The sequence below is a fragment of the Janthinobacterium sp. SUN118 genome (assembly GCF_030397695.1).
GTDB lineage: Bacteria > Pseudomonadota > Gammaproteobacteria > Burkholderiales > Burkholderiaceae_D > Janthinobacterium.
In genome coordinates, this window is the sequence record NZ_JAPUBV010000001.1 from 684,055 (window position 1) to 702,118 (window position 18,064).

At 59.1% G+C, this 18,064-nt stretch carries 17 protein-coding genes and 1 tRNA gene; 7 read left to right on the top strand and 11 right to left on the bottom strand.

Features of this window, described 5'->3' with window-relative positions; translation table 11 throughout:
• Positions 1–81 precede the first annotated feature (81 nt).
• The 3 genes from rpoD (at position 82) to O0880_RS03160 (ending at position 2,946) form a co-directional block, all read left to right on the top strand.
• Positions 82–2,322, top strand: coding sequence for an RNA polymerase sigma factor RpoD (rpoD, locus tag O0880_RS03150; RefSeq protein WP_289885011.1), 2,241 nt, complete (start codon positions 82–84; stop codon positions 2,320–2,322).
• 108 nt (positions 2,323–2,430) lie between these two features.
• Positions 2,431–2,509: transfer RNA gene (locus O0880_RS03155), tRNA-Ile, on the top strand.
• A 101-nt stretch (positions 2,510–2,610) separates the two neighbouring features.
• Positions 2,611–2,946, top strand: coding sequence for an FKBP-type peptidyl-prolyl cis-trans isomerase (locus O0880_RS03160; protein ID WP_289885013.1), 336 nt, complete (start codon positions 2,611–2,613; stop codon positions 2,944–2,946).
• A gap of 15 nt (positions 2,947–2,961) precedes the next feature.
• Here O0880_RS03160 and O0880_RS03165 read toward each other — a convergent pair whose 3' ends face one another.
• Both O0880_RS03165 and O0880_RS03170 read right to left on the bottom strand, forming a co-directional pair.
• Complete coding sequence (locus O0880_RS03165) at positions 2,962–3,396, bottom strand: DUF2726 domain-containing protein (protein ID WP_289885014.1); 435 nt, start codon at positions 3,394–3,396, stop codon at positions 2,962–2,964.
• Positions 3,397–3,546: 150 nt separating this feature from the next.
• Positions 3,547–4,260 carry a YjjG family noncanonical pyrimidine nucleotidase gene (locus O0880_RS03170; RefSeq protein WP_289885015.1) on the bottom strand — a complete coding sequence of 238 codons (714 nt, stop codon included), beginning with the start codon at positions 4,258–4,260 and terminating at the stop codon, positions 3,547–3,549.
• 145 nt (positions 4,261–4,405) lie between these two features.
• Here O0880_RS03170 and O0880_RS03175 point away from each other — a divergent pair, with 145 nt between their 5' ends.
• Positions 4,406–4,927, top strand: coding sequence for a DUF2947 family protein (locus O0880_RS03175; RefSeq protein ID WP_289885017.1), 522 nt, complete (start codon positions 4,406–4,408; stop codon positions 4,925–4,927).
• Between the two features lie 61 nt (positions 4,928–4,988).
• Here O0880_RS03175 and O0880_RS03180 read toward each other — a convergent pair whose 3' ends face one another.
• Together O0880_RS03180 and O0880_RS03185 are read right to left on the bottom strand one after the other, a co-directional pair.
• Positions 4,989–5,474, bottom strand: a complete 486-nt coding sequence (locus tag O0880_RS03180; RefSeq protein ID WP_289885019.1) for a BPSL0067 family protein — start codon at positions 5,472–5,474, stop codon at positions 4,989–4,991.
• A 10-nt stretch (positions 5,475–5,484) separates the two neighbouring features.
• On the bottom strand, positions 5,485–5,988 hold the full coding sequence (locus tag O0880_RS03185; protein WP_289885020.1) for a DUF4265 domain-containing protein: 504 nt from the start codon (positions 5,986–5,988) through the stop codon (positions 5,485–5,487).
• An 84-nt stretch (positions 5,989–6,072) separates the two neighbouring features.
• Here O0880_RS03185 and O0880_RS03190 point away from each other — a divergent pair, with 84 nt between their 5' ends.
• The gene (locus O0880_RS03190) at positions 6,073–6,462 is read left to right on the top strand and encodes a GFA family protein (protein ID WP_289885021.1); all 390 of its coding nucleotides are present in this window, start codon (positions 6,073–6,075) and stop codon (positions 6,460–6,462) included.
• Here O0880_RS03190 and O0880_RS03195 read toward each other — a convergent pair.
• The 3 genes from O0880_RS03195 to O0880_RS03205 form a co-directional block, all read right to left on the bottom strand.
• Positions 6,459–6,926, bottom strand: a complete 468-nt coding sequence (locus tag O0880_RS03195) for a lipocalin-like domain-containing protein (RefSeq protein ID WP_289885022.1) — start codon at positions 6,924–6,926, stop codon at positions 6,459–6,461. The two genes, O0880_RS03190 and O0880_RS03195, sit on opposite strands and share 4 nt — an antisense overlap.
• A 151-nt stretch (positions 6,927–7,077) precedes the next feature.
• The gene (locus O0880_RS03200; protein WP_289885023.1) at positions 7,078–7,740 is read right to left on the bottom strand and encodes a hypothetical protein; all 663 of its coding nucleotides are present in this window, start codon (positions 7,738–7,740) and stop codon (positions 7,078–7,080) included.
• Between the two features lie 188 nt (positions 7,741–7,928).
• Positions 7,929–8,648 (bottom strand): Crp/Fnr family transcriptional regulator, encoded by a 720-nt coding sequence (locus O0880_RS03205; RefSeq protein ID WP_289887281.1) that lies wholly within the window; start codon positions 8,646–8,648, stop codon positions 7,929–7,931.
• A gap of 624 nt (positions 8,649–9,272) precedes the next feature.
• Between O0880_RS03205 and O0880_RS03210 the strand changes: the two genes are divergently transcribed.
• Complete coding sequence (locus tag O0880_RS03210; protein ID WP_289885024.1) at positions 9,273–10,961, top strand: methyl-accepting chemotaxis protein; 1,689 nt, start codon at positions 9,273–9,275, stop codon at positions 10,959–10,961.
• On the opposite strand, the gene O0880_RS03215 is transcribed toward O0880_RS03210, so the two are convergent.
• Positions 10,958–11,212, bottom strand: coding sequence for an oxidoreductase-like domain-containing protein (locus O0880_RS03215; protein WP_289885025.1), 255 nt, complete (start codon positions 11,210–11,212; stop codon positions 10,958–10,960). The genes O0880_RS03210 and O0880_RS03215 overlap by 4 nt on opposite strands.
• A gap of 341 nt (positions 11,213–11,553) precedes the next feature.
• Between O0880_RS03215 and O0880_RS03220 the strand changes: the two genes are divergently transcribed.
• On the top strand, positions 11,554–13,098 hold the full coding sequence (locus tag O0880_RS03220) for a DEAD/DEAH box helicase (protein WP_289885026.1): 1,545 nt from the start codon (positions 11,554–11,556) through the stop codon (positions 13,096–13,098).
• Positions 13,099–13,261: 163 nt separating this feature from the next.
• Here the strand turns inward: O0880_RS03220 and O0880_RS03225 are convergent, their stop codons facing one another.
• The 3 genes from O0880_RS03225 to O0880_RS03235 all read right to left on the bottom strand — a co-directional run bounded on the left by O0880_RS03225 (position 13,262) and on the right by O0880_RS03235 (position 17,987).
• Positions 13,262–14,230 (bottom strand): IS1595 family transposase, encoded by a 969-nt coding sequence (locus O0880_RS03225; protein ID WP_289885027.1) that lies wholly within the window; start codon positions 14,228–14,230, stop codon positions 13,262–13,264.
• 90 nt (positions 14,231–14,320) lie between these two features.
• Positions 14,321–15,553, bottom strand: a complete 1,233-nt coding sequence (locus O0880_RS03230; RefSeq protein WP_289885028.1) for a lipopolysaccharide biosynthesis protein — start codon at positions 15,551–15,553, stop codon at positions 14,321–14,323.
• Positions 15,554–16,034: 481 nt separating this feature from the next.
• A complete protein-coding gene (locus O0880_RS03235) occupies positions 16,035–17,987 on the bottom strand; it encodes a nucleoside-diphosphate sugar epimerase/dehydratase (protein WP_289885029.1) in 1,953 nt (650 codons plus the stop codon).
• Positions 17,988–18,064 lie beyond the last annotated feature (77 nt).

Here is an 18,064-nt window from a genome sequence, read left to right on the forward strand (position 1 = left end):
TCCCGCAGGTAGACAGGGAACTGGCAGCAAACTTTATCCTAATCCACCGTAAAGCAAGTCGTTGTGTAATCGAAAGCGCCTGTGCCAATCAAGAAACCCGAATCCAAAGCGGCTGTAAAGCCCACTAAAGTTACCACGAAAGCCGAAAAGGCGCTCGACCGGCCAGAAGCGCGCGTGACCAGCGCGCCCGTGGTCAGCCAGACCACCGACGCCGCCACGCTGGCCGCGATCGATACGTCCGGATATGTCTTGCCGTTGGTAAAAGTGCCAGGCCGCCGCGGCCGCAAGCCTAAAGAATTCCAGCCAGAAAATGATGAAGTCGCCGCGCTGAACGCCGTCGAGCGGGCCGAACTGAAGGCTGTCGACAAGGCCAAGGCCAAGGATCGCAAGGCGAAGGAGCGCGCGCTGCTGAAGGACGCCTTCTCGTCCGACACGGAAGCGAGCGAGGAAGAACTCGAGCGCCGGCGCCAGAAACTCAAGACCCTGATCAAGTTCGGCAAGGAACGCGGTTTCCTCACCTACGCCGAAATCAACGATCACCTGCCCGAAAATATCGTCGATCCGGAAGCCATCGAAGGCATCATCGGCACCTTCAACGACATGGGCATCGCCGTCTACGAGCACGCGCCCGATGCGGAAACGTTGTTGCTGTCGGATAACGTTGCCGTTGTCACCAGCGACGACGAGGCGGAAGCTGCCGCCGAGGCCGCATTGTCGACCGTCGATTCCGATTTCGGCCGCACCACCGATCCCGTGCGCATGTATATGCGCGAGATGGGCTCGGTCGAGCTGCTGACGCGCGAAGGCGAGATCGAGATTGCCAAGCGCATCGAAGATGGCTTGAAGGACATGATCCAGGCCATCTCGGCTTGCCCCGTGACGATCGCCGAAATCATCGCCGCCGCCGACCGCATCGCCAACGAAGAGATCAAGATCGACGAAATCGTCGATGGCCTCGTCGATGAAAACGAGCCGGTCGCCGCTGCCCCTGTCGTGTCCGCTCCCGTCGAGGAGGACGAGGAAGAGGGCGAGGCGGAAGAAGAGGAAGGGGAAGAAGAGGAAGAAGCGAGTGCGTCAGGCGCCGCCGGCTTCTCCGCCGAACAGCTGGAAACGCTGAAACGCACGGCACTGGAGAAATTCGCCGTCATTTCTCAGCAATTCGACAAGATGCGCCGCGCCTTCGAAAAGGAAGGCTACAACTCGAAACCGTACGCCAAGGCGCAGGAAGCCATTTCGCAAGAGTTGCTGGGCATCCGCTTCACGGCCAAGGTGGTGGAAAAGCTGTGCGACACCCTGCGTGGCCAGGTCGACGAAGTGCGCCATATCGAGAAGCAGATCCTCGACGTGGCCGTGAACCGCTGCGGCATGCCGCGCGCCCACTTCATCAAGGTCTTCCCCGGCAATGAAACCAATCTCGACTGGGTCGATGGCGAAGTCAACGCCGGACATGCGTACAGCGCCATCCTGGGCCGCAACATTCCGACCGTTAAGGAACTACAGCAGCGCCTGATCGACCTGCAAGCGCGCGTCGTGCTGCCGCTGCCGGACTTGCGCAACATCAACCGCCAGATGGCGGCCGGTGAAATGAAGGCGCGCAAGGCCAAACGCGAAATGACGGAGGCCAACTTGCGCCTGGTCATCTCGATCGCCAAGAAATACACGAACCGCGGCCTGCAATTCCTCGATCTGATCCAGGAAGGCAATATCGGCCTGATGAAGGCCGTCGACAAGTTCGAGTACCGCCGCGGCTACAAGTTCTCGACCTATGCGACCTGGTGGATCCGCCAGGCCATCACGCGCTCGATCGCCGACCAGGCGCGCACGATCCGCATTCCCGTGCACATGATCGAGACGATCAACAAGATGAACCGGATTTCCCGCCAGATCCTGCAGGAAACAGGCGCGGAACCCGATCCGGCCACCCTGGCGATCAAGATGGAAATGCCCGAGGACAAGATCCGCAAGATCATGAAAATCGCCAAGGAACCGATCTCGATGGAAACGCCGATCGGCGACGACGACGATTCCCACCTGGGCGACTTCATCGAGGACAACAACACCCTGGCACCGGCCGACGCGGCCCTGCATGCCTCGATGCGCGGCGTGGTCAAGGACGTGCTCGATTCCCTGACGCCACGCGAAGCGAAAGTGTTGCGCATGCGTTTCGGCATCGAGATGTCCACCGACCATACGCTGGAAGAAGTGGGCAAGCAATTCGACGTGACGCGCGAGCGCATCCGCCAGATCGAAGCGAAGGCGCTGCGCAAGCTGCGCCACCCATCGCGCTCCGACAAGCTGAAAAGCTTCTTGGAAGGCAACTAGAAGCCAATAGGGCTTGACGTACGCCCCTGATACCCCTATCCTCGCGTGTCCGTTTCCAAAACGGCCGCGCGAGGCGGGCATCAACAGCGCCGCCCCGCCGCAGTCCCAGGGCCTCTAGCTCATGCTTGGTTAGAGCAGCGGACTCATAATCCGTTGGTGCCGTGTTCGACTCACGGGAGGCCCACCAGAATTTAGCAGGATAGAACGAGCCCCGGCGGGTGACTGCCGGGGCTTTTTTCATGCTGTCGTACAATCGCGGCATGGCGATTTGATGAAAGATGAAACGAGATGACGGCTGAAGTGACGATTGAAGATGTCGTGGTGGGCGATGGCAAGGCGGCGGCACGCGGCGCGCTGATCACGGCGCATTACCGGGGCTGGCTGGAAGATGGCACGGAGTTTGATTCGTCGCACCGGCGCGGCGAGCCTTTCCGCTGCGTGTTGAGCAATAACAAGGTGATCCAGGGCTGGATACTGGGTTTGCAAGGCATGCAGGTCGGTGGCACGCGCAAGCTGTGGGTGCCGGCGCAGCTGGCATATGGCGAGCGCCAGGTGGGATTGATTCCGCCGAATGCCAATTTGATGTTCGAGATTGAACTGCTGGAAGTGCTGACGCGCGACTGATGTGTAGGCGCGCAGTCAGGCGGGCAGCACATCGGCTTTCATGCCGGTTTTTTGCATCAGCAACTGCTCGATATCGGTGCGCAGCGCCTGGTGCGTCGGGAAATTTGCATAGCGCAAGGTGACATAGCCCGCCTGCCTCAGCATGGCGTCGCGCTCCCGATCCTGGCGCGCGCGGCCGGTGTGGCTGCTATCGTCGAGTTCGATCACGGCGATGACGTGCAGTTGCTGGCTGCACAGGACAAAATCGGCGACCTTGCGGTCGAAACGGTTTCTGTTTGCCCATCCTTTTGCCGTCACCAGCGCGGAAAATGCCACTTGCGCCAGTACCGTGCATTCCGGCAAGGCCGCCTGCAACAGGTGGTACATCCGCTGCTCCCGCGCCGTCATGACGGGTTTTCTTTGCAGCCGCAGCGGCATACGGGACTTGCTGTTCCCACGCATGGCCAGCATGGCAAGGAACAGGAGCAGTGCCGCGATGGCGATCAGGACGGTGCAGGGCGGCATGGGCTGTCACCAGGATGGAAAGTCCTGATGGTACGTGAGAAGCGGCGTGTTTTCGTGCCGCCGCCAGCGTATTTCACGCGGTGCGCTTGTCGCCGATCAAGCCCGTTTCAGCTTGACCGGCAGCGCGTCGAGCACCGGCACGATGTCATGCAGGCTGCTCACTTCATAGGTCGGCGTGGCGGCCGAGGTATTGGCCAGGCGGTCCGGATTGAACCAGCAGCTGTCGATGCCGTAGCGGTTGGCGCCGAGGATGTCGGCGTCGAGCCGGTCGCCGATGATGACGGCCGCGTCCTTGCTGAACGGGCGGGCCATGTTGGCGGCATAGTCGAAGAAGCGCACATCGGGCTTGGCATGCCCGCACGCTTCGGAGGTGGCGACGAAGGAAATGTAGTCGCTCAGGCCGGATGCGGCGATGCGCCGGTTCTGGATGGCTTCGACGCCGTTGGTGATGATGCCCACTTCGCCGATGGCTGACAGGGCTTCGCAGACTTGTCTGGCGCCATCGATGAGCACGACCGTGTCGGGCAGGGAGTCCAGATACAGGCGGCTGGCCAGTTCCGGGTCCAGGTCAATGGCGTTTTCCCGGAAGGACTTGCGGAAGCGTTCCACTTTCAGGAAGTCCTTGGTCACGGTGCCGGTTTCGAAACGTTTCCACAGATCGACATTGATTTCCTGGTAGCGCGTAAACAGGGCATCGATGCCGTCGCGCAAGCCCAGGGTCTGCATGGTGTGCAGGAACGAACGTTTTTCGGACGCCCTGAAATCGAGCAGGGTATCGTCGAGGTCAAACAGGAATAAGCTGTACTTCATGGCGTGTCTTGAAAGCGGTGGATGCATCTTGCATGGTAGCACGTACTGATGAGTCCGGATGGCTGCCCCACGCACGGGACGCCTGTCTGCGGGGCCGTGCGATCAGCTACAATCGCCGCACACCCGTGTGCCTTGTTTATTTCCCATGATCCTGACCGCCGACGCTTGCCGGCCGCTCCAGCCTGAGCCGGACTGGCCATTTTTCGATGCCGATTTTCATGTCGCGGCACAGATGCGGGCACAGGTGCGCGCGCTGACGCCAGACGCCGCGGCGCGGCTGTGGACGCGCCATGTCTCTGCGCAACCGGACGAGACTCATCCCATGCATTTATCCAACGGACATCGCCTGGGCCCGACGGTTTGCGGACCGGATTGGCAAGCGGAGTTCGATGCCGTGTTGTCCTTCGAGCATCCTGCGTCACAGGGCAGCGTGGCCGCATTTCTCATCGGCCATTTCCATGGCGTCGTCGCAGACCCCCTCTTTTTCATCGCCAGCCGGTCGCTCGCCTATGTGCTGACGCGAGCCGTGCTTGCCGCATGCTGGCCTTGCCTGTTGACCTTGTCCGATGAAGGGCCATTGCTGTACCAGCCGGTCACGGGAAAGTTCGTCTGGTTTCGGCCGCACGGGGCGTTGGCTGCTGGCGGCGACAAACTGGCGGCCGTTTAGGCGCTGCAGCGGCTGCTTGCCGTGTCATGGCCGTCATGGGAAACCGGCAGCGCGAACGGCTTCATTCGACCACCGCATAGCGCTCCGGGCGATTCGCCGGTCCCGCCGCCGAACGGCCAAAGTGAATCACGCGGGTGCCGGGTTTGTGGTTGCGCCGCTGGTCGAAAATTTCGATGCCGCCGGGTACCTGGCGGATAAACAGCGCGGCATGGTTGCCATGCGGCAGATGTTGATAGCGACCGTTGACGAAGGTGGCAATCACCGTGCCTTTCGCAATGCGCCCTTTTTCCAGCAGATCGGGCACGCTGGCACCTTCGCGCCACAGTGAAGAGGCGCGGGCGCCAGCGAGATGCTGGACCAGGGTGTCGCACTGGCCATTTCCCACGACTTCTTTTTGCTTGGCATAATCGGCGCGCGCAATGTACGGCATGCAATTGCTCCCCATGGTGGACGATGGCGCAAGCATGCGCCAGATGCGTGCGCGCGTCTTGATACGTACACGGAGAAATGCGCGGTATTGATGCGCATCATGGCAGCGTTTCAGCATGCCAGCCGTCTTACATCCCCACCCACCAGTTGAGCAGGGTTTCATCATCGTCGTCATCGAGGTTGACGTAGATGTTGGCGAAGTACCATTGGACACCCGTCGCTTCGCGGAAGGCGTCGAAGGGGGCGTTGACGTTGTAGATGCCGTGGTGTCCCGGCACGCTGAAGGTCAGGTTGCCCTTGTACTGGCCATCCATGGTGCCGCCCAGCTGGCTTTGCACGTCGCGTTCGAGCTGCTCGACGGCGGCCTGGTCGACGGCATCGGCGTAGATCTGGATGCAGAAGTTGCCGCCGCGCTTCAAGACTTCGGCGCGGGCGAGCGGGTCGGCGATGCTGACGATGTCGCCGCGCGCCAGGTTCAGGGTCAGGCCTGGCGAGGCCAGCAGTTCGTAGACGTGCTCGTCGATCTGGCGCGCCGGCAGGGTTTCATACACGGGCCCGTCTTTATTTTCGCCTGCCAGCACGCGGATGTGCGGCAGTCCTTCGCAATTGATCTCTTCCATTCCTGCTTTCATGATGCCTGGGCCAACCCCAGTACTGTGGTGTGTGGCAATATTGTACCGGGTACCTGTCGTTGGGCTAACGCAGAAGGGAATACGATGGAAAACGTGGTGCAGGCGGGCGGCTGCTTGTGTGGCGCCGTGCGCTTCGAGGTGACGGGCGTGGGCGCCAATCCGCATGGCTGCGCCTGCCGTAATTGCCAGCGGCACACGGGGGCGCTGACGGCCGCGTGGGTGGAGTTTGCGCGCGATCAAGTGCGCTGGACGGGCATGGCCGGCGCGCCGGCCACCTACCGTTCTTCCGCTTATTCCAGCCGCGCCTTTTGCGCCACTTGCGGCAGCTCCATCGGCGCCATCGATGATGCGCCGACGGTGGCCTTGCTGGTGGGCAGTTTCGACGATCCCGGCCAGGCGGCGTTCGCGCCGGCGTATCACTCGTTCGAGGACGGCGTGCCCGGCTGGTGGCCGAACGGCGGGGGCGCGGATTAGGCGGGTTTGGCAGGCGCCACGGCGCGCTTCCATCGCAGGTGGGCGATCACTTCGCGTCCGTGCGCCAGCATGGGTTTGTATGTGCTCAGGTGCAAGATATCGCCGTCGAGGCGCGCGACGCGCTGTTGCACCTGGCCTATCCAGTTGGGGAACAGCGACAGTTCCACGTAGTGGCTGAGCAATCCTTGCTGTTCATCGACGTGGTAGGGGCCGGAATAGCTGAGGTAAGCGCTCGCTGCATCGCGGAACTCGTCGGCGCTGGCCTGGTAGAGATCGCCGCCCGGAAATGGCTTGCGGCCCCGCCGCATCAGCTGCGCGGCCATGTAGCCGTCCGGTGCATACAAGATGGTGCCTTGCGCATCCTCGCCCATCGGGTAGGAGGCGTGCGATTCGCCCACCGCTGTTTCCGTGTAGGACTGCAGTTGCCAGGTGCCGATCAATTGTTCGCGTAATGTGCCGCTCATCGCATACTCCTTGAGGTTGGTCAAAGTATGTTGCAGTGCACATTGAATCACAGGGATTATTTCCATGCCGCACGTTTTAAGTCGCCGGCGGACAGGAAAAAAGCACGCCGCAGCGTGCTTTGATGAGTGGCGTGGCGCGTTCGCGCCTAGCTTAGAAGCGGTAAGTGGCGCTGATGCGCAGCACCGGGTAAGCCTTGAAATCCTTGACCTTGTCGGCCAGTTTTTCGTTTTCAGCGGCAACGTCCGTTTTCAGGGCGGCGCATACGAGCGGGTCGCAGCCGGTATTGCGCAGCGAGGTGCTTGGCGAACCCTGGAACAGCACGCCGATATCGCTGGAAATGCCCCAGCCGGCTTCTTTTACCGGGTTGCCCCAGCCGATGCCGATGTAGGGAGCGACCTTGCGGAAGTCGATAGTGCCGTCCAGCTGGCCTGCACTGGCTGCCGTGTAGGTATTGCCATTGAGCGTGTAGCTGCCGGTTTTGTTCGGCTTGCCTTTGGCGTCGATTTTATTGCCGTTGTACACGACACCAGCGCTGACGCGGAAGGCGCCGTCCATGGGGAAGTAATCGAGCAGGGCGTCGAAGGTGCGCAGCTTGAGCTTCAGCTTGTAGTCGACGTCGTCGGTGCTGGAGTCGTACGAGTAGTTCAGGAAGCCGACGCCGAAACGGGCATTCAGGTTCGATTGCAGCGGCACGCTCAGGTGTGCGCCCACGCCCGTGGTGCCCACGTCGGCCGAGATGGCCATTTCTGCCTGGGCTTGGCTTGCGCAGAACATGCCAGCCAGCAAGGCGGCGATCAGGTGTTGCTGTTTCATGCTTACGGACTCCAGTCGTTAATCTAACTACGCGATAAATATGCCATGCGGGAAATAAAGTTTCCACAAGGAAATTTCTTCGAGGATGATAGAGCCTGGAATGGCGTAAGGCAAGATGAAGCGGAGACTGGCGGGGCAAGGTGTTGCTTTCCTGCCGCAACACTGCTCCGCCAAGCCGTGATCGCTGCTTAATTGTGGGCGCTGATGCCGCTGCGGAATTGTTCGAAGCCGGCACGTGCTGCCTTGTAGCAATTGCCTGCCGCCACTTCCAGGCCTTCACGGTCCAGTACTTCCACCGTGCCGCGGCGGTACTGGATCAAACCTTCGTCCTGTAACTTGCGCGCCGTGACGGTGACGCTTTCGCGGCGCACGCCCAGCATGTTGGCCATGGTGTCCTGGGTGACTTTCAGCTCGTTCGACAGTGAACGGTCGAGGCGGTCCAGCAGCCAGCGGCACAGCTTTTGTTCGATGCTGCAATGGCGGCCGCCGACCACGTTCTGCGCCATTTGCGCAAACATGGCGCTGGTGTAGCGCATCAACAATTGCGCCAGCGCACCGCCTTCATTGAACACTTCGCGCAGGAAGGCCGTTTTCAGGCGATAGCCGTAGCCGGCGCTTTGCACGATGGCCGTGCAGGTGGCGCGCTCGGCTTCGTACAGCACCACGCCAGCGACGCCTTCGCGGCCGATGACGGCGATCTCGGTGGTGGCGCCGTCTTCCATCACATACAACAGGGAAACGATGGCGTTGGTGGGGAAGTAGGTGTACTCGATCTTGCCGCCGCAATCGAACAGGTGTTTGCCGGCAGGCAGGGCGACCAGTTCAAGCTGGCAAAACAGGCGCTCCAGATCGGTGCGCGACAAGGCGCGCAGCAATTCGTTCTGTTGCGCACCGGTGATGCTGATCATCGGCGCGGCCGGCGTTTTTGCCGGGGCTGCTTGCCAGTCATGCTGGGCGGCGGCATGGTGATTCGTGGCTGGGGTCAGGTTGCTATAAGCTTTGTACATGATATGGCCTCGTCTTCTGATTTTGTTGGATGGCGCTGCGCTTCCGGCTTGCTAGCGTTGTGCTGAATGTTGTATCCACTATAAGACGAGGGGGCGTTCGCTGGCATCGGATGAGCCGACGCGCTTATGTAGGCTAGGAACATTGCCTCGTGTCATCCGACTCCTACGCCGGCTTTTTCTTATCCCCGCCGGTAAATAACAGTGGTTTGGCAAAAATGCGACATGAAGCCGGCATAAAGCGAACTTTGCCTGCATGGAGCGGTCAAACCATCCTGTGCCCTCGAGCTGCGGTGATAAAATGTTGCGGTGCGGAAATTTGACTTGCGTCTCAGTATGAACTGCGTTTGTGTGCAGGGCATGTCGCGGTGCGCGCTGTTGCTTCGCGCTGCCTGCCCTGCCACCATCCTGCGATGCCTGTCGTGCTGCGCTCCCTGTGGCCGCAGCGTGTCCTTACCGTGCTTTCGTCGCGCCGTTGATCGCGTGCGCCGGCCTCGCCCCCGTTTGACTTAATGAAGGAAGCAACGCATGAAATGGTTTCTTGATCTGAAAATTGCCACCAAGTTGATCTTGTCGTTTGGCGCCGTGCTGTTATTGACGGCGGCACTGGGCGTGTCGGCGATTTTTTCCATGGCGCGCATCAATACCGCATCGACCGACCTGTCCGCCAACTGGATGCCCAGCGTGCTGGCGGCCATGTCCATGCGCAGCGATGTCAGCGATTTCCGCCGCTGGGAACTGGCGCACATGCTGGCCGCGCAAGACGCCGACATGGCGCAGAATGAAACGCGCATGACGGAAACGCAAGCCAAGCTGAAGGCGGACGGCGACAAGTACCGCGCGCTGATTTCCGAACCGGGCGAGCTGGAAGTCTTCGAGCGCTTTCTGGCGCTTAACGATGAATTCATGCGCCTGCATGCGACCATGCTGAGCCTGTCGCGCGAGATGAAAAAGGAAGAGGCGCGCGCCTTGGCCGTGGGGCCATCGGCCAAGGTCATGACCGACATGATGGTGGTCCTGGATAAGCTGGTGAGCATCAATTCCGATGGTGGCGTGCGCTCGAGCGCCAGCGCCGATGCAACCTATGCGGCCTCGCGCGTCAGCCTGATCGGCCTGGTGGTGGGCATTGTGGCCGTCGGCATGCTGCTGGCGCTGTGGGTGGCGCGCAGCGTGTCGCGTCCGCTGATCGAGGCGGTCGGTGTGGCGCGCCAGGTGGCGGCCGGTGACTTGACGGCGCACATTGTGGTGCAATCGCAAGATGAAACGGGGCAGCTGATGCTGGCCCTGAAAGAGATGAATGCCAGCCTGCAAAACCTGGTGGGGCAGGTGCGCAGCGGTACGGACACCATCGCCACGGCGTCGAGCCAGATTGCGGCCGGCAACCAGGACCTGTCGTCGCGCACGGAAGAGCAGGCCAGCTCGCTGGAAGAGACGGCTTCGTCGATGGAAGAGCTGACCTCGACCGTGAAGCAGAACGCGGACAATGCGCGCCAGGCCAACACCATGGCGCTGACGTCGTCGAGCATCGCCATCGAGGGCGGCAAGGTAGTGGGCGAAGTGGTGGGCACGATGGCGTCGATCAATGCGTCCTCGCGCAAGATCGTCGACATCATCGCCGTCATCGACGGCATCGCCTTCCAGACCAATATTCTGGCGCTGAATGCGGCTGTCGAGGCGGCACGCGCGGGCGAGCAAGGGCGAGGCTTTGCCGTGGTGGCGACGGAAGTGCGCAACCTGGCGCAGCGTTCGGCCGCGGCGGCCAAGGATATCAAGGTGCTCATCGGCGATTCCGTCGAGAAGGTCGAGGCGGGCTCAAAACTGGTGGACCAGGCGGGCCGTACGATGGACGACATCGTCGCCAGCATCACGCGCGTGACGGACATCATGAGCGAGATCACGGCCGCCAGCAACGAGCAGAGCGCCGGTATCGAGCAAGTGAATCAGGCGATCGCCCAGATGGACCAGGTCACGCAGCAAAATGCGGCGCTGGTGGAAGAGGCGGCCGCGGCGGCCGAGTCGATGCAGGAGCAGGCCGCCAGCTTGAGCGAGGTGGTCAGCATCTTCAAGCTCGATGCCGCCAGCGCCGTCGTACACGCGCCGCGGCCGGCCTCGACAGTGGCCGCCGTGGCAGTGCCGGCGCGGACGACCGCGGCGGCGCCACGACAACTGGCTGCCGCGACGCGCAGCGCGCCGGCCGATGAGTGGGAAACCTTTTAAGGCTGGGCCGGCTTGCGGCGCTTGCTGACGGTTTTGGCGGGCCCTGCGGCAGCGACGTTGGCCTGGCGTTGTTGCCATGCGCGCAGCGCGTCTTCGTAGGCGGCCAGGTCTTCCTGGTACATTTCCAGCACGCAAAAGGTGCAGCCGCTATGGCAGCACTCGTCATTGCCTGGTTTGACAGGCGGCTGCGGCTGCGGCTGGGGATCGTGGGGAGGGGAAGCGCTGGACATGGTGGCGGAAGTGGGTTGCAAGGGGGGGGCGGAGCCGGCATGATACGGTATTCGGGCAAGCCGTTGCTGGAACGTTTTTTGCTCAAAAATCACGGTTTCCGTGTACAGTTGCGGTGAATTAGGGTATCGTTTACAGCACTGATATTGTATCTTCTGCGCGCGATGTTCCGCCGGCGCGATCTCCGCCGCCATCGCAGCACACTTCCCCGACGCTCCCGCACTCGCCCTACAGCATGTCCCGGAGGACGGAAGTGCCGCAAGAACAATGATCCATGGCTTGCAAGACGGAGCTGCCCGTGCCCCGAAATGTTGTTTATTGAGAAAGCATGGCTTCCGCAGTGCGGAGGCACACCAGAAAATTTATGTCTGAAACCGAATCGACTCCTACGCCCAGCCCGGCGATCGCCACTGACGCGGCGCCTGCCGCCACGACGGCACCTGTTGTACCTCCTCCCCCCATTGCTGCCCCTACCGTGAGTTTTGCCGACTTTGGCCTGGCCCCCGAGATCCTGCGCGCGCTGACCGAGCAGGGCTATACCCATCCGACACCGATCCAGGAACAGGCGATCCCCGTGGTCCTGCAAGGCCGCGACGTGATGGGCGCCGCGCAGACGGGTACGGGCAAGACGGCCGGCTTTTCGCTGCCGATCATCCAGTTGCTGCTGGCCCATGCCAGCAGCAGCATGTCGCCCGCCCGCCATCCGGTGCGCGCGCTGATCCTGACGCCGACCCGCGAACTGGCGGTGCAGGTGGCGGAAAACGTCAAGGCTTATGCCAAGCACACCCCGCTGCGCTCGACCGTCGTCTTTGGCGGCATGGACATGAAGCCGCAAACCGTCATCCTGCGTGGTGGTGTGGAAATCGTCATTGCCACGCCGGGCCGTCTGCTCGACCATATCGAGCAAAAGAACATCAGTCTGAGCCAGGTGCAGATGCTGGTCATGGATGAGGCCGACCGCATGCTGGACATGGGTTTCTTGCCTGACTTGCAACGCATCATCAACTTGCTGCCAAAACAACGCCAGAACCTGATGTTCTCGGCCACGTTCTCGCCGGAAATCAAGAAGCTGGCCGCGACCTTCCTCAACGATCCGCTGACGATCGAAGTGGCGCGCAGCAACCAGACGGCCGACAAGGTCACGCAAGTGGTCTACAAGGTGCCGGAAGACCAGAAGCATGCGCTGGTAGCCCATCTGTTGCGTCAGCGCGACCTGAAGCAGGTCATCGTGTTTTCGAACACCAAGATCGGCGCTTCGCGCCTGGCCCGCGTGCTGGAGCAGGAAGGCATGAGTGCCACGGCGATTCACGGCGACAAGAGCCAGCAGGAGCGCATGGCGGCGCTGGAAGCGTTCAAGAAGGGCGAAATCGACGTGCTGGTCGCCACCGACGTGGCCGCGCGCGGCCTCGATATCTCGGACCTGCCGTGCGTCATCAACTTCGATTTGCCCTACAACGCTGAAGATTATGTGCACCGCATCGGCCGCACGGGCCGCGCCGGCGCCTCGGGCGACGCCATTTCGATCTATTCGGACAAGGACGAGCGCCTGCTGACGGATATCGAAAAACTGATCAAGCAAAGCATCAAGCGCGGCGAACTGACGGGTTTCATACCGTCTTCCAGTCGTGGCGACAGCGAACGTCGTCCATCGTTGCGCCGCCCGGCCGAAGGCGAGGCGCGCGCGCCACGCTATGCCGGCGACGCTGAAGTCAGGCCGGCGAGCCGCATGCCGGAGCGCGGCAACCGTCCATCGGTTCCCGGCGCGCGCCGCGACAAGGTTGATCCCTGGTTCTTGAAACCGTACGAGCCAGCCAAGGTCGCCGCGCCTGTCAGCACGGTCATCGCACCGACAGTGAGTAAGCCGAAGCAGAAAGTGGCGGCCTTGCTGGGCGGTTTGCTGAAACAGTAAATGCCAGTTGAAGAAAGATTGTGCATTTTGTCGAAGAAATCACAATTCTGGTGCCGACAGCGCCGTACACGATGATACGGCGTGCAGCTTGCAATGATTGGCAATATGTTTGCTCGGGGGAGTGGATGCATACCGCTCCATTTTCCGGGAGATTTAAATATGGCTATGTCACCGTCAAGTGTGGGAATGCTCCCAGCGTTGCTTTCAATAACGTTTCGGGTGAACGGATGCGCCCGGCATCGAGTATCCAGCGCCATCCCAGATAATTTGGCAGGTAGCGCGTGGCCACGCCGTGAAATGGCCGTAGCCATTGCCGCAAGCGGTGGTGATAGGCGTTGACGTTCTGTACGTGGGCGGCGCCCTGCACGCGGATGCCGGCGCGCAAGTTGACAGTCTGGTGGCTGATGCCCGCTTCGCTGGCAAAAGCCCGGTAGGCCGCATGGTCATCGGTGACCAGCAGGATATCCTTGTCGATCACGGGCGATAGACAGCGGTGTAGCTGTGCTTTCGTCAACGCCCCTTTGCCCGTGATGAAATCCAGGGTTTGCCCGGTGCGGTCGCGCGCCACCAGGATGCAGATTTGTTCATTGGCTATGCCGCGTTTGTGCGCACGGCCACCCCGGCGGCGGGCCGGACGCGTCATCTGTCGCGCACCTTTTTCCGACTCCAGCACATAGAATTCGTCAGCTTCGGCGATGCCATGCAAGCCATGCGGCCGGTCCGTCTTCGCTATGCTGAGAAAGCGGTGGCGCCAGCGAAACGTCGTGTTGCGGTGCAATCCTAGCTGCAGAGCGGCCCGGCGCACCGAGGTGGAGTCGAGCAGGCAATCGGCATATGCGAGCCATAGCGCCTTGTGGTGCAAGCGGGCAAGCGACGTGCCTGTCAATGCATTGAAGGTGCGGCCGCAGGGCACGCAGCGGTAGCGCTGCAGGCCGTGCGCATGGCCATGCCGGTGCAGGTGAGCCGAGTGGCAGGCGGGACAGGCCAAGCGCGTCTGCGCCAACTTTTCAAGCAGTGCCACGGTCGCGTCGTGGGGCGTATTGCCCTGCAACAGGACGATTCCAGCCTGCCGTTGGCGTCTGCTCAGGTGAGCAAACTGTGCGATAAAGCTGATCCATTCGGCTGTCTGCATGATCTGCTCCCTCGAGGGTGAGTATGCAGAGTCAGACAGCGCAGCCGGGGAATGATTCCATCATTTCCCCTATTTGACGATGACAGAGCCTTAAATATCGAACTTCGAGCGGTTTTTAATCCACCATGCACGTCCTAATACGACGATGATCGATCCAAACAATCCCATTGCAAAGGCCCGTAGCAGCGCGGCCGACAGACGCGTCGAACGGTGTTCCGGCAAGCTTGGCCCGGCGATAAAGCGGCTCTTTTCGAGGTACAGGTTATTTGCCAGCTGGTTGTCCATGGTGATTTTGTTGTACACCTCTTGGATGGTCTTGTCCTTTAAATCTTTGTTCTTGAACACCGCCAGCTTTACCGACTCGAGTCCACGCAAGATGGCCTCTCCGGATTTAGTGTTATCCAGCAGAATTTTGGCTTGACCGTAGTATTCACGCAGCAAGATATTTTTTTGCTGTTCGCGTTTTGCATGGTAAATCACTTCGTTGGTTGTCGCGGTATCTACTTCTGTCGTCATGAGCTGCGTGACCGGCGACAAATAGCGTGCATTGTCTTCCGTGACTGAAATCACCTGGCGCGAAGTTTGATTGGCCGACTCCGGGTAGCGCGCCATAATCTGTTTCAGATTTGCGCTTTTGCGTTGATAAAGATCGAGTTTTTCTTTGTTTTCAATAATGTCATTATCGAGTCTGGTAATAAGTGCCGTAATTTCGGTATACTTAAAACGCAATACATCGGAATAAATCAGATAAGTAATGCTGTCCATTGCATAGCGCCCCAACAAGCCAACCATGCGCTGGGCGTTTTCACCACTTCCGGCCGCATACACGATGCGCAAACCGATGACATTGTTGCCGCCATCCCTGGGCTGCTCCATCAATTCCTTGGCATCAAGTTTTGTGAATGGGAAAACTGGCTGCATCAGTTTTGCAATGTCGTCGGCGGAAGAAAATACTTTGCGCAGACCCTCTACGCCAGGCGTGGCTTCAAGCTTGTTTTGCTGCACAAATTCGTTGAAGCGTCCGCTAGTACTGAAGACTGCGGCATAGCGCTTGTAATCGGCCAGCATGATGCCAGGAGGAGGTTCTTTGTCCTTGATATTTCTATCCAATGGCATTGGAATGGCGCCACCGAACTGCAGGAAACCTTCACTTTGATATTTTGCACCACGTATTCCCTGCCATAAGCCAAGTCCTGATGCAACGACGGTGACGCCGATAATTATCCAGCGCGCACGCCATAATGGAGGGAATAGATCACTCAGAGGAAATCCAAACTGATTGCCGTCATTGTTTTCTTCGCTGAGCTCATCATATTTTTCCATAATTTGTTTTTGCTATCTAAGTCGATGTTGATAAAGAAATTGCTGTTTGCTGAAAATTATTTCACTCTTATTGCATCCGGCCTGGACGCTTGATGTCAGAACCAGTTGGTGTTGTTGCCATGCAGTAGAGAAAGATGTTAGATGTATGTTTGTTATCTATACCAATAAAACATCGTCCATTGATTTTCCTCTTCAAGCGGATGCGATGTATAAAATCAATGGAGTCAGAGTATCAATAGATATCTACCGGTGTGATGCATTTGGGAAAATGTAAAATGCTTATCATTTTGCCAGCGCAGAAGAAAATGAAGAGAATCCTGTTAACCGTGCGACGCTCATTATATCCTTTAATCGTGGTCTGACAGGATGGCGACTTGCCTGGCCAAGGAGGTCATCAAGGCGCAACGCGTGTTGTATCTGCGCCTTTCCATGGGCTTCAAGGCAGTGTGGAACGAGTGCCGCTGCTGTTGCTTCCGCACCACTATGCGTTCAAATTTTGCAGGCCCGCGGGTGCTGTTGCGGAATTACGGGGCGGCGTGACAGACCGTCTTTGCTCGTACCAGATCAGATCCTCGATTCCGCATTGCGGTGAATATTCCTGAACGGCGCGCAGCAGCAATGCACGTACAGTCTCGAATTCAAAACGGTCGCAAGCCGCTTCCAGGTCCGTTAAAATAATCTGCAATTCAGACCAAGGAATTTCAGATTCCTGGGCGCGCATGATAAGGGGATGCTCGGTGCCCTCAACGTTATCGCCAATTAATAACTCTTCATACAGTTTTTCCCCAGGACGCAAGCCGACGTGGGAAATTTCTATTCCATCCGGCGCGGCCTTGCTTCTGACTTCAAGCCCGCTCAGATGCACCATTCTTTCGGCGAGATCCATAATTTTGATTGGCTCTCCCATATCGAGGACGAATACATCGCCGCCCGAACCCATGGCTCCGGCTTGCAGTACCAGTTGCGCAGCTTCCGGAATAGTCATGAAATAGCGCGTAATTTCCGGGTGGGTCAACGTAATTGGTCCGCCATTCATGATTTGTTTACGGAACAGCGGCACCACCGAGCCGGATGAACCCAGGACATTGCCAAAACGCACCATGCAAAAGCGCGTCCGATTGCCTTCGCGCGCAAAGGCTTGCAAAATCAATTCTGCAAAACGCTTTGTGGTGCCCATCACATTGGTCGGGCGCACCGCTTTGTCAGTTGAAATCAGCACAAAACACTTTACTTCCGCCTCCACTGCCGCTCGCGCAATGCTCAAAGTGCCGAATACATTGTTGCGTACCCCTTCGATCGGATTGTGTTCTACCAGCGGTACATGCTTATAGGCTGCAGCGTGGTAGAGCGTTTCAACCTTGAAGGTGGTCATGATGCGTTTGCATTTTTCCGTATCCAGTACAGAACCAAGGAAAGGAATCAGATCCAGTTCAAATCCCTGGCCGCTGTTCAATCCCTTGAGTTCCTGTTTGATGGAATAAAGAGCGAATTCGGACATTTCCAGCAAAATCAGACGCGCCGGTCGCAAACGGATAATCTGCCGGCATAGTTCGGAGCCGATCGAGCCCCCGGCACCGGTCACCATCACGGATTTGCCAGTGATGCAGCTGGCGACCAGCGTCAGATCGGGCGCGACTTGGTCGCGTCCCAGCAAATCTTCGATTTCAATGTCGCGCACATCCTGCAAGCGCAGCTCGCCGCTGACCAGGCTTTCCACCGGCGGCGTCACTTTGACCTTGACCTTCAGCGTTTCCAGCTTGTTCAGGATGTGTTTTTGCCTGCTTTTAGACAGCGACGGCATGGCCAGCAGGACTTCGCTGATCTTCGCCTTGCTGATCAACTCCGGCAGATAGGCTGCGCTATGCACCTTGATACCGCCTATGGTGGCGCCATTCAATTCCGCCATATCGTCGATGAAGGCCACCGGCAGATACTCCTCGCCCGCGCGCAATGCTTTGGCCAACTGCGAACCAGCTTTTCCCGCGCCGTAAATAGCGACCCGCACCGTTTGCTGGCTGCCATGCGGGTACAGCAGAAAACCACGTGCCAGGAAGCGACTCGCCACCACATAGGTGATTGCGCTGATCCAGTAAATGCCAAAGACGCCGCGCGACAGACCCGACATATGGGTGACCAGGGCCGCCAAGGTGACCAGCATTGCTACTGAAATAGTAACGCCGAGTATGACAACATAAACGATTTTCTGGTCGATGAAACGGATGACGGCACGGTACAAGCCTAGCCGTATGAAAATAGGAATCGAAATGACCGGTACGGAAATAATCAGCCACAGGTAATGCGTAAACAATGGGGCGCTTGATAAATCGTACCGCAAGAGAATTGCGCAACAAAATGTTAGTGGCAGGAAAATTAAATCTGCCGTCGCCGCTATCAATTGTTTCTGGATACGTGATAAATCAAGAAATGATTTCATTTTTCTATTCAAGCGTAATTGGAGATGAGTGCTATTGAATGGCGAATATTATCTGCCGCCAGCACATGATACAGGAA